The organism is Fulvivirga imtechensis AK7, assembly GCF_000331535.1.
Taxonomy (GTDB): domain Bacteria; phylum Bacteroidota; class Bacteroidia; order Cytophagales; family Cyclobacteriaceae; genus Fulvivirga; species Fulvivirga imtechensis.
Genome location: NZ_AMZN01000002.1, coordinates 67,068 through 80,078, shown reverse-complemented (window position 1 = coordinate 80,078; position 13,011 = coordinate 67,068). Strand labels below are relative to the sequence as shown.

Genomic DNA, 13,011 nt, shown 5'->3' with positions numbered 1-13,011 from the left:
TTATATGAAGAACCTGAAACTTACTTTGCTCTTAATAGTCCTATTTTCTTTCGAGGTATTTGGACAATCTTTCACAGAGACTTTCGATACAGCCCCTCTCCCATGTGGAGGAAGCAATTGTACATCTTTTAGCAGAACTATAAATGGTGTCCAATTTGACTTTGAGTATGCAAGTGGAGAACCGGGCGATTTTCAGTATAATTCAACTGATGGCAATATAAACATTCTTACCTTTTTCCCTCAAGACGATGCTATCATTGAAACTGTTACTGTCAACCGATCGGACAATCAAAACTTCATTTTATCAAGCATTGAAATTGACAACAGAGGAGGATTTGCTCCTGAGCATAATGTCACTGTCACAGGTAAATTAGGAGGTAGTACTGTTGGATCTCAAGTGATGGCGGCAGGAAGTACTGGTACACTCAACTTTTCCGATATAGAAATCGACCTTATTGAAATTACAACCGGCTCTTTCGAAGCTGTACTTATGGATAACTTCTCCGGCCAAATCCCCGCTTCCACCCCCGACCTCAGCATCAACGACATAGCTTTAACCGAAAACAACACCACCGCCAGCTTTACAGTATCATTATCTGCCTCCAGCAGCAGTACGGTCACTGTTGACTATGCCACCGCTAATGGCACGGCCACCAGTGGCAGCGACTACACGGCAACCAGTGGCACCCTCACCTTCCTTGCAGGAGAAACGTCCAAAACTATTGATGTGCCCATCCTTGAGGATGCACTTTATGAGAATAATGAGGTGTTTTATGTTAACCTCACCAATCCGGTCAACGCCAATATTGCGGACAGCCAAGGCCAGTGTACCATTAATAATGATGACCCCGCTCCTACCGTGACATTCAACCCCTCCGTAACGTCAGCAAGTGAGGGAGATGGCACCATCGATATCGTCTGTGAGTTGTCTGCCGTATCGGGTTTGGCAACAACGATCAATTTCAGTTTCTCAGGTACAGCTACACAGGGAGTGGACTATACGGCTTCCTCTTCGCTTATAATAGCTGCAGGGGATATCAGCGACAATATTCCTATCAATATAATAGACGACAACCTGGACGAATCTGATGAAACTATAATAGTCGACATTACCTCTGTAACCAACGGCACAGAATCAGGTGGTTTCCAACAAGTTACCTACACTATAAATGACGATGACGAAACACCAGTAGTGACCCCGGGCCAGTCTTTCTCTGTAAATGAAAACAGTGCTGCCAGCACCGTGGTAGGCACCGTAGCAGCTACGGATTCAGATGCCGGCACTACTTTCCAAAACTGGACTATCACGACCAACGCCAACCCGGATGGAGATGGGAATAATGCCTTCTCCATCAATAGCAGTACCGGGCAGATCACGGTTAATGACCCCGGAGACCTGAACTACGAGGCGAATACCAGCCTGATCATACAGGTAACGGTAAGTGACGGCACCAATACCAGCAGCGCTGAAAATGTAACCATCAATATCAATGATGTTGATGATGTAGCTCCTACTATCGTTACAAATACAGGCATTACACTAAATGAAGGCGCCACGGAAACCATCAACAACACCGAACTGCAGGCTAACGATACAGACACCAACAACGACAATTTAGTGTACGCTATCACGGCAGGGCCATCAAACGGACAGTTGGAACTGACCACCGGACCCGGAGTGCCTGTCACCAGCTTTACACAGGCACAACTTAATGCCAATCAGGTGGTGTATGTCCATGATGATGGAAACAGCACTTCCGATAGCTTTACTTTCGATGTGCAGGATGGCAGTGGTAATAATCTTGTAGGCCAAATTTTTAGCATTACCATCAACCCTATTGACGATACTGCACCATCAATCATTACCAACACAGGCATCACGCTCAACGAAGGCGACACGGAAACCATCAACAGCAGTGAATTGCAGGCAGATGATCCTGACACCAACAACGATAATCTTGTTTACTCCGTCACATCCAGCCCTTCGAACGGACAACTGGAATTGACTACAGGCCCTGGCGTTATTACCAGCTTTACACAAGCACAACTCAACGCCAACCAGGTCATTTATATACACAATGGCTCAAATACCACCTCCGACAGCTTCACCTTCGATGTGCAGGACGGTAGTGGCAATAACCTCACCGGGCAGACCTTTAGCATCACCATCATCCCTGTGGATGACGACACTCCTACCCTCATCAACAATACGGGTATAACCCTCAATGAGGGTGATACGGAAATCATCGATAGCGGTGAGTTACGAGCCAATGATACTGATACTGACAATAACACATTGGTTTTTGCGATCACCGCAGGGCCTGCCAACGGACAGATAGAGCTGACCACTAACCCGGGGGTACCCGTCAGCAGCTTCACACAGACACAGGTAGTAAATAACCAGGTGGTTTATGTCCACGATGACTCCAATACCACTTCAGACAGTTTCACTTTCGATGTACAGGACGGCAGTGGCAATAACCTGACAGGACAGACCTTCAGCATTACTATCAACCCTATTGACGATGACACGCCAGTGATCACCGTTAACACCGGCATCACGCTTGACGAAGGCGCTACAGAAACCATTGACAGTGGTGAGTTGCAGGCCAACGACCCGGACACGGATAACAACACATTGGTTTATGCCGTCACAGCAGCACCTGCCAACGGACAACTGGAGTTAACCACTGGCCCGGGAGTTGCTATCACCAATTTCACACAGGCACAGTTGAATGCAAATCAGGTGATCTACATCCATGATGACGGCAACAGCACCTCCGACAGCTTCACCTTCGATGTGCAAGACGGTAGCGGCAACAACCTCACAGGGCAAACCTTCAGTATTACCATCAACCCTATCGATGATGACGCGCCTGTGATCACCGCCAACACCGGCATCACACTCAACGAAGGAGCTACGGAAACCATTGACAGCGGTGAACTGCAGGCCAGCGACCCGGATACCGATGACAACACACTGGTCTATGACATTACAACAATTCCGGCTAACGGGCAACTGGAGCTGACTACCGGTCCAGGAGTAGCGATCACCAATTTCACACAGGCACAGTTGAATGCAAATCAGGTGGTCTACATTCATGATGATTCCAACACTACTTCAGATAGCTTTACTTTTGATGTACAGGATGGTAGTGGCAACAATCTGACGGGTCAGACATTCAGCATCACCATCAATCCTGTCGATGATGATGCTCCGGTTATAACAGTCAACACCGGCATCACCCTCAACGAAGGAGCCACAGAAACTATTGACAGTGGCAAGCTACAGGCTAATGACCCTGATACTGATAACAACACCCTTGTTTATGCAGTCACCGCGGCACCTGCCAACGGACAACTGGAGTTGACCACTGGTCCGGGAGTTGCTATCACCAATTTTACGCAGGCACAGTTGAATGCTAATCAGGTGATCTACATCCATGATGGCGGCAACAGTACCTCCGACAGCTTCACCTTCGATGTGCAGGACGGTAGCGGAAATAACCTGACAGGGCAAACCTTCAGCATCACCATCAACCCTATCGATGATGACGCGCCTGTGATCACCGCCAACACCGGCATCACACTCGATGAAGGAGCTACGGAAACCATTGACAGTGGTGAGCTGCAGGCCAGCGACCCGGATACCGATGACAACACACTGGTTTATGACATTACAACAATTCCGGCTAACGGGCAACTGGAGCTGACCACCGGTCCGGGAGTAGCCATCACCAATTTCACGCAGGCACAGTTGAATGCCAATCAGGTGGTTTATGTCCACGATGACTCCAATACCACTTCAGACAGCTTTACCTTTGATGTGCAGGACGGCAGTGGCAACAACCTCACAGGTCAAACATTTAACATTACGATCAATCCTGTGGATGATGATGTGCCTACAGTGACTATCAACAATGGAATAACATTAAGTGAAGGGGCTACAGAAACCATCGACAGTGGAGAATTACAGGCCAACGATACGGATACGAACAATGATGCCCTGATCTTTGCCATCACAGCAGCCCCGGCTAACGGGCAGATAGAACTAACATCAGGACCTGGAGTGGCAATTAACAGCTTTACTCAGGCGCAGCTCAATGCCAATCTCGTAGTTTACGTTCATGATGGCGGCAACAGTATCTCCGACAGCTTCACCTTCGATGTGCAGGACGGTAGCGGAAATAACCTCACAGGGCAAACATTTAGTATCACCATCAACCCTATCGATGATGACGCGCCTGTGATCACCGCCAACACCGGCATCACACTCGATGAAGGGGCTACGGAAACCATTGACAGCGGTGAACTACAGGCCAGCGACCCGGATACTGACGACAACATACTGGTTTATGACATTACAACAACCCCTGCTAACGGACAATTGGAGCTGACCACCGGTCCGGGAGTAGCTATCACCAATTTCACACAGGCACAGTTGAATGCCAATCAGGTGGTTTATGTCCACGATGACTCCAATACCACTTCAGACAGCTTTACCTTTGATGTGCAGGATGGCAGTGGCAACGACCTCACAGGGCAAACATTTAACATTACGATCAATCCTGTGGATGATGATGTACCTACAGTGACTATAAACACTGGAATAACACTAATTGAAGGAGCCAGCGAAATCATTGATAGTGGCGAACTACAAGCCAACGATACGGATACAAACAATGATGCCCTGACCTATGTTATCACTGCTGCCCCGGCAAACGGGCAGATAGAACTAACTTCAGGATCAGGAGTCGCTATCAACAGTTTTACCCAGGCACAATTAAATGCTAACCTGGTGGTTTACATTCATGATGGCAGCAATAGCATATCAGACAGTTTTACCTTCGATGTGCAGGATGGAAGTGGCAACGATCTGACAGGGCAGAATTTTAACATCACCATTACACCTGTAGATGACACTGCTCCGACTATCACCACCAATACCGGTATTACACTTGATGAAGGGGCTACAGAGACCATCGGCAGTGGTGAACTACAGGCTGATGATGAAGATACAAACAATGATGATTTGACTTATGTTGTTACAACCTCTCCGGTTAATGGTCAACTGGAGTTGACTTCAGGTCCGGGAGTAGCTATTACCAGCTTTACTCAGGCTCAGCTTAATGCCAATCAGGTTATTTACACCCACGACCATAGCAACACCACTTCTGACAGCTTCGATTTCGATGTGCAGGATGGTAGCGGAAATAACCTGACCGGACAGACCTTCAGTATTACCATTAACCCGGTGGATGACGATGCGCCTATAGCCGCTGATGATTCCTATTCAACTGATGAGGATGTACCTCTCAACATATCCGCACCGGGTGTTTTGTCCAATGATACAGATACAGAGGCTACATCACTCACCGCTATTCTGGAGTCAGGACCATCTAATGGCACTTTAGCATTGAATGCGGACGGTTCTTTTACCTATACCCCTGAAGCAGACTTTAATGGCAGCGACAGCTTTACCTATCGCGCCAATGATGGCTCTAACACATCGGCTGTGGCCACGGTGACCATTACGATCAATGCTGTTAATGATGCACCTGCTATCACTGAACTTGCTGATATTGAGATTGAGGTTAATACCACAAGTGATGTGCTCAGCTTTACAATAAGCGATATTGACAATGCCACAGGTGACCTTGAGGTATCGGCAACATCAGATAATACATCTCTCATTCCCGTTTCCGGTATTACCCTGGCTGGCAGCGATGGCAACCGGACTATCCAGGTTCAACCGGCTGCCGATGCTACGGGCACCGCTCTTATAACTATCACCGTTACTGATGGGGATAAACAAGCCACTACCAGCTTCAATGTATCAGTAGTAGTGGTAAATACTGCCCCTACGGATATTGCCCTTAGCAATACATCTCTAATAGAGACACTGGGCTTAGGAGAGGTAGTCGGCACCTTCTCAACCACTGATGTGGATGTGGGCGACACCTTCACCTACACTTTAGTGGAGGGCACTGGCGATGATGACAACAGTAGCTTTGATATTGAAGAGAATAAATTAGTAGCAGCAGCTAAATTCAATGTTGATGTTCAACAGCAATTTTCTATTCGGGTAAGGTCGACCGATAACCGCGAAGCTTTCGTGGAAAAATCATTTACACTCACCCTGCTACCGGATACTGAACTTGAACCCATTATCTACACCGGGTTCACTCCTGATGGTGATGGTGCGAATGATACCTGGGAAATTGATAATATCTCGGGCCACCCCAATATTGAAGTACGCATTTACAACCGCAACGGACAGGAAATATTCAAATCTATTGGATATGAAAAACCCTGGGATGGTACTTTTAATGGCAGGGGACTACCTGTAGACACATACTTTTATGTCATCAAATTAAATGACAGTGCAGGGCGCACTTTCAAGGGAACCGTAATGATCTTAAAATAGGCAGAAAGGAAGATAAAGAAATGAAAAAGATATACCTTACAATACTGATAATGACAACATCTATGGCTTCTTTTAGCCAGTCCAGGCCATTAATAGGGCAGTATTTCCAAAACCTGCCGGCTTTTGCCCCAGCGCTTACCGGTGCCAATGATTTTCTCGACCTGCGATTGTCTATGAGACAGCAATGGGCGGGCTTTGATGGCGGACCGCAAACCTACTACCTGAGCGGCTATGGCATTCTTAAAGGAAACACTGCCGATCAATACAGATACCGCTCATTAAGATTGGGAGCCCCTCAATCAAATGATATAAAGATGCAACTAAGGCATGGTGTGGGTGGGTATATCCTGTCAGACCAGGTGGGGCCTTTTAAACAGTTGGATGTCAAATTAAATTATGCCGTTCATGTGCCGGTTTTCCACCGTACCTTCCTTTCGTTTGGCGTTTCAGCGGGTTTGGCAAATGATAAAGTGGACATATCAGATGTTTCTGTAAAAAATCCGATTGACAATACTTATCAATCGTACCTGCAGGATGGCACCTCCAATACCTATTTCAACCTTTCAGGTGGCCTGGCGTTAAATTCAGACCGGTATTATATTTCTTATAGCCTAGCGCCTCTTATAAATACTTTTGCAGGTGGCAACGAAGGCACAAGTATTGAAGATGAATCTGTAAGGCATCAGATACTTCTTGGAGGAAGGCTGACCATCAGCCAGGATGTGGAACTACTTCCCAATGCTTTCCTCAGGATCGACAATACAATGGATCCATTATTTGACGCTGGCCTCAGGGCCAGATACCAGCAAAAATATTGGGTAGGTATATCATACAGGAACAGCGAGACACTTATTGGCATGTTGGGACTGGTTGTTAACGACCTGTGGAAGATCAGCTATTCTTATGAATATGGAATGGGTGATTTCAACACCTACAACAATGGCACACATGAAATAGTACTCGGAGTACAACTTTTTAATTACAACAGATATACCTCCATGTGGTAATCCGTAAAAACGAAGGACATGAGAAAAATCATCATATTACTTTTAATTTCTATAGCTATCCGACCGGCTTTTAGTCAAGAACTTAAGATATCTGAAATTCAACGGCTTGGCAGTGGAGTAAATACCGAAGGCCACGAGAGTCAGCCGATGCTAACACCGAAAGGCGATACTTTATACTTTATCAGAACCGGGTACGAAGAAAACACAGGAGGAAGGTACTCCGGCCATGACATTTGGTTTAGTGTACTGCGAAACGGGAGCTGGTCAGTAGCACAGAATACACTGGAGAATCTTAATAGCGCAGATAACAATGCGGTTGTTGGCATTAGCGCTACCGGCGATCAGATATACCTGATCAACTCCTACTCCCCTCCTATGCGAAGGAACAGGGGTGTGGTATATGCTAAAAAAGATAAAGGAGTTTGGAGTATTCCCAAAGAAATTGATCTTTCACTGGAATTGAAAGGCGATTTCTATGGCTTTTATATGCACCCCAGTGAAGAAATACTACTTATTTCGATGAACAGCAAGGGCTCTAAAGGCGAGGAAGACCTTTATGTAAGTTTAAAAAAGGATGAACAGTGGACAAAGCCAATACATCTGGGAGATGTTATTAACACCTCAGGCTATGAAATATCCCCTTTCCTGTCGGAGGGCAAAGACAGCCTCTTTTTTGCCAGTAATGGTCACGGAGGATTGGGCGATGCGGATATATTCGTTTCCAGACGACTGAGTGATAACTGGCAGCAATGGTCCGCTCCGGTAAACCTGGGTGATCAGGTAAACTCAGAATCTTTTGACGCGTACTATTTCCAAAGTGGTGAAAAAGCATTTTTCAGTAGTAGCAGAGCAGGCAATAGTGATATTTATATGATCACATTTGAAGAAGCAGAAAAGCCCGAAGAAGCCCCTGAGATAGCCGAAGAAAATGAAGAAGATATAGCACAGGAAGAAGATGATGGGGGCACAAAAAGAGAAACCGAGACCATCGCCAAAGAACCAAATAAAAAAGTGGAAGGCAGAGCATTTGGCGACCTGCTTGAACACACAGACACCGTCTACTTTGGCTTCGATGAATACCAATTGAATACGGAAAGCAAGAATACGCTCAATGGCATTGTAGCAACACTCAAAGAGTCTGCGGCACTAAATATAAAAGTCACCCTTACCGGACATGCCGATAATAAAGGACCCGAACCCTACAACAAAACACTTTCCCGAAAGAGAGCAGAGCAGGTGATTGAGTATTTAGTATCCTTAGGTTACAAATTCTCCGATGTTGAAGTCGTAGCCAAAGGAGAACAAGCTCCTGTTTCCCCCAATGATACCCCGGAGGGGCGTGCCAAGAATAGAAGGGTTGAGATTTTCTTGAAAGCGGTAGATTAGCAAGACAGAATCGGTCTCAGTGTCATGCTTTACATCGGATGAGTATCTTCGCAAAGCAAGTCTCCTCCGGTGAAGCTTTAGGAGCCGGAGGTTGGAAGACCGAAGTCCGAAGCAATGGTAGCTGCAAGCTGTGTGCTTTAAGCTGCAGGCAAACCCTTTCAAGGCCCAATCGGGCATAGGCACGTTGGAGAATGGTGAATTGGTCTCAGTGTGGCAATTCGCAAAGTAAATTTCATCCGGTGAAGGTTTAGGCACTGGAGACTTAACACTCCATTAACCAATGAGCGACTTACATTTGCCGGCTTGTGGATAGTAACTGGGCACTGCTTAACATTTTGAAATTTAGCCGGATGGCAGTAATTTTAGTAAGTCTCAAATTTACTATCAAACAACCCTCATTATGCGATCACTACTCACCCACCTTTTCTTCGTTGTTGTACTGGCTTTTTGTATGAGCTGCCATCAGGCGGATAAGAGCGTACCATTTGATCTGGTGGTCTATGGAAGCACATCATCAGGTATTGCCGCTGCCATACAGGCGGATCGTATGAACAAATCTGTCATACTAATATCACCTGATAGCCGGATCGGTGGCCTTACTACCGGTGGTTTGGGACAAACCGATATTGGCAACAAGCAGGCCATTGGTGGTATCTCAAGGGAATTCTACCAAAATATCAGAACGTACTACCACAAACCGGAAAACTGGAAATGGCAGGAAAAATCTGATTATAAGGACGGGGGTCAGACACGTACCGCTGAAAACGAAGACGCCATGTGGACCTTTGAGCCCTCGGCAGCCCTGAAGGTCTATCAACAAATGCTGGAGGAGCATAACATTGACATCCGGTATGACCAAAGGCTTGATAGGCAGACCGGGGTGAAAAAAGAAAATGGCAACATCATATCCATCAAGATGGAATCCGGTGAAGAGTATTTAGGTAAAATGTTCATCGATGCCACCTATGAAGGCGACCTGATGGCCGCAGCCGGGGTCAGCTACACTGTCGGCAGGGAATCTAATGATACATATGGAGAAAACCTGAATGGCGTGCAACCCAACGACACCAGCCGAACGCTTACCGGAATACTTTCCATTAATGGAGAGCATCATAATTTTGTGGATGGTGTAGATCCTTATGTTGTAAAAGGCGACTCTGCGAGTGGTGTTCTGCCCTTCATCGATACTTCTGGCCCGGGAACTCCGGGTGAAGGTGACCGCCGGGTGCAAGCCTATTGCTTCAGGCTATGCCTAACAGACCATCCGGAAAACAGGATCCCATTTTCGAAGCCTGACAACTATAATGAACTTAATTACGAGTTATTGTTCAGGAATTATGAGGCAGGGTTTAATGATATCCCCTGGATCAATAGCAGTATGCCTAACCGAAAAACAGATACCAACAACAAAGACGGGTTTTCAATGGATTTTGTGGGACAGAACTACAGTTACCCTGAAGCCTCTTATGAAGAACGTGAAAAGATCAAAGTGGCTCATAGAAAATATCAGCAGGGGCTTATGTGGTCACTGGCCTATCATCCGAGGATACCTGCAGATATCCGTGATGAGGTGTCGCGATGGGGAACGTGCAAGGATGAATTTCAACGGGAAGATGGCTGGCAACTGCAACTCTACATCAGGGAAGCCAGAAGAATGATCAGCGAACTTGTGATCACTCAAAAGCATTGCGAAAGGCTCAAAGTAGTAGACGACCCGGTTGGGCTGGCTGCCTATGGCATGGATTCACACAACACGCAACGGTACATTACCAAAGAAGGGTATGTGAAAAATGAAGGTAACGTGGAGGCTCCTGTTGCCAGCCCTTTTCCGATAAGCTATCGCTCGATCATTCCAAAAAGATCGGAATGTAAAAACCTTGTAGTACCAGTCTGTCTGAGCGCCTCTCACATAGCGTTCGGATCTATTCGCATGGAGCCTGTGTTTATGGTATTGGGGCAGTCTGCAGCCACTGCGGCCATTGTGGCTATAAATAGTAACGTACCACTGCAAGATGTAGACTATGAAGTACTAAAAGAGCAACTGATTAAAGATAAGCAACGCCTGCAGTAAAAACACCCTTGGCTGAAGGAATAGTCGTTACGCTTGACCAAAAAATCTATACAACTGAATTTCCGGAAAAAGAAAATGGTCTAACCACACCTTAAGGGCTATAAATAGAATTATAATTGCGATTAGTGTTTAGATCTACTTCTTAAGAATTTCTTCTTTTTTTTGCCAAAAGCACTAGGAAACCTGGAGCTGATGTACTTACTTAATGTTGATTCTTCAATAAATGGCTTACCTCAAAACCACCGTTCCATACCCCGGCATTTCCACCCTTCTATCAACACTCTCCAAATCAAAAGAACTGAAATAAACCTCAGAAAAGCCATTCAGCATCTCCTCTTCTACAGTCTGAGCCTCGCCTGAAACATTGTGAATAACGAGCAATTTCTTACCTTCATAGTGTCTCTCAAAGATCACCAGTCCTTTGTTCGGGTTTTCAACCACCTCAATGTCGCCATAGGTAAGTATTTCGCTGCCTTTTCGAAGGGCGATCATGGTTTTGTAATGGTTGTAAATCGAGGTGGGATCCTCCATTTGCTCGCTGAGTGGGGTTACAGATGCATCTGTAGTGAATTTTGGAGTGATCCATTTCGAGCGGCCGGTGTCCTGTGTAGCAGGTGCCCATACGAACGGCTCACGGATGTGCTCGTCAGGCTTCATGCCTCGCATGCCTATTTCTTCGCCATAGTATAAATAAGGCGCTCCGGGTAAGGTCAGCAGTATGGAGGCAGCCATTTTGGCTTTTTCCGGATCGTTGTCCAGCACGCTCATCACCCGATTCTGGTCATGGTTGCTCAGGAAGGTGGCAATGGCAAAGTCGGGATTGTATTTGACAAACTCCCTTTTGCTATTGATGTAGCCATCTACTAATGACTTGTCTTCTTGTAACTTCCAACCATGACCGGCAATAACAGCCGTGACGTCTTCCCCCTTATGAAGAGTTTCCAGGATGCTAAATGCCAGGTCAAAGTTGAATAAGGCCGAAAAACCCTCTGCATAAGGGGCCTGGGTGTCGGTATCGGACCACACCTCTCCTACTAAATATACATCGGGTTTTACCTCCTTCATTTTATCTCTAAATTCTATCCAAAACGCATGGTTGTCTGCCGCCCTGTCGTCAGGATATATGTGTTTGGCGGCATCTAGTCTGAAGCCGTCCACTCCTACCTCTTCCAGCCAATACCGGCCAATGTCATAGATCTCTGCCCGCAGTTCGAGATTATCGAAATTCAGATCAGGCATACCTCCGTAAAAGAAGCCGTAGTAATGCTCGGCCAGGGTATCACCATCTACGGCATGCCACTGTCTGATGTTATCGGAATCAAAGGATATTTCTTTTTTAGCCAGTTGTTCAGCAATAGAATCTTTATCAGCCCATACAAAATAATCTCTATATTCACTATCCCGATCAGAAGCAGCGCTTTTAAACCATGGGTGCTCTGAGGAAGTATGGTTGATGATCAGGTCGATCACAACTTTAATATCATGCTTGTGAGCCTCTTTTACAAAAGTCTTAAAATCTTCCATCGTGCCATAATCGGGATGAATGTCTTTATAGTCAGTAACATCGTATTTGTGGTATGATGGTGAGGGCATTATGGGCATCAGCCATACTGCTTCTACCCCCAGATCCTGCAGGTAGTCCAGCTTGCTGGTCATGCCTTTAATGTCACCAATGCTGTCTCCATCGGAGTCATAGAACGACTGGACGAAGATCTCGTAGGTGATACCGTGCTCCGGCCAGGCGGAGATTTGTTGCTGCTCGGTGACGGATTGGGTGGTTTCTTCCGATTGACAGGAGATGATCAGCAATGCAAAAACGGAGATGATCAACCGCAGAGGGAGCAGAGGAGAAACGGAGGTAGCGGAGGGTTTAGTCATATTTTTTATGTTAATTGGGTCCAAGTCACCGCTGCGCTTAAGACTTGAACCATGGTTTTCGTTTTGTTTCTGCACCTGGCGCAAGTGTTCAGCGATAGCGTCACTTGTGCCTGATTATCTGTAAGTCTTCAGACTTACGTTGTTTTTTATCTAAGTCTGAAGACTTAGGGTAAATCAGGTCCAAGTCACCGCTGCGCTCAAGACTTGAACCATATTTTATTTTATTTCGACACTGGCGCAAG

Annotated in this window: 5 protein-coding genes; 4 read left to right on the top strand and 1 reads right to left on the bottom strand. The window is 46.2% G+C overall.

What is annotated here, in order from left to right; genetic code table 11:
* Positions 1 to 4 precede the first annotated feature (4 nt).
* From C900_RS00725 to C900_RS00710, 4 genes are all read left to right on the top strand, one after another.
* On the top strand, positions 5 to 6,427 hold the full coding sequence (locus tag C900_RS00725; RefSeq protein ID WP_009577592.1) for a cadherin-like domain-containing protein: 6,423 nt from the start codon (positions 5 to 7) through the stop codon (positions 6,425 to 6,427).
* A 20-nt stretch (positions 6,428 to 6,447) separates the two neighbouring features.
* Positions 6,448 to 7,434 (top strand): PorP/SprF family type IX secretion system membrane protein, encoded by a 987-nt coding sequence (locus tag C900_RS00720; protein WP_040495070.1) that lies wholly within the window; start codon positions 6,448 to 6,450, stop codon positions 7,432 to 7,434.
* An 18-nt stretch (positions 7,435 to 7,452) separates the two neighbouring features.
* Positions 7,453 to 8,820, top strand: a complete 1,368-nt coding sequence (locus C900_RS00715; protein WP_009577590.1) for an OmpA family protein — start codon at positions 7,453 to 7,455, stop codon at positions 8,818 to 8,820.
* Positions 8,821 to 9,220: 400 nt separating this feature from the next.
* The gene (locus C900_RS00710; protein WP_009577589.1) at positions 9,221 to 10,891 is read left to right on the top strand and encodes an FAD-dependent oxidoreductase; all 1,671 of its coding nucleotides are present in this window, start codon (positions 9,221 to 9,223) and stop codon (positions 10,889 to 10,891) included.
* A 228-nt stretch (positions 10,892 to 11,119) separates the two neighbouring features.
* On the opposite strand, the gene C900_RS00705 is transcribed toward C900_RS00710, so the two are convergent.
* A complete protein-coding gene (locus C900_RS00705) occupies positions 11,120 to 12,769 on the bottom strand; it encodes an alpha-amylase family glycosyl hydrolase (protein ID WP_009577588.1) in 1,650 nt (549 codons plus the stop codon).
* Positions 12,770 to 13,011 lie beyond the last annotated feature (242 nt).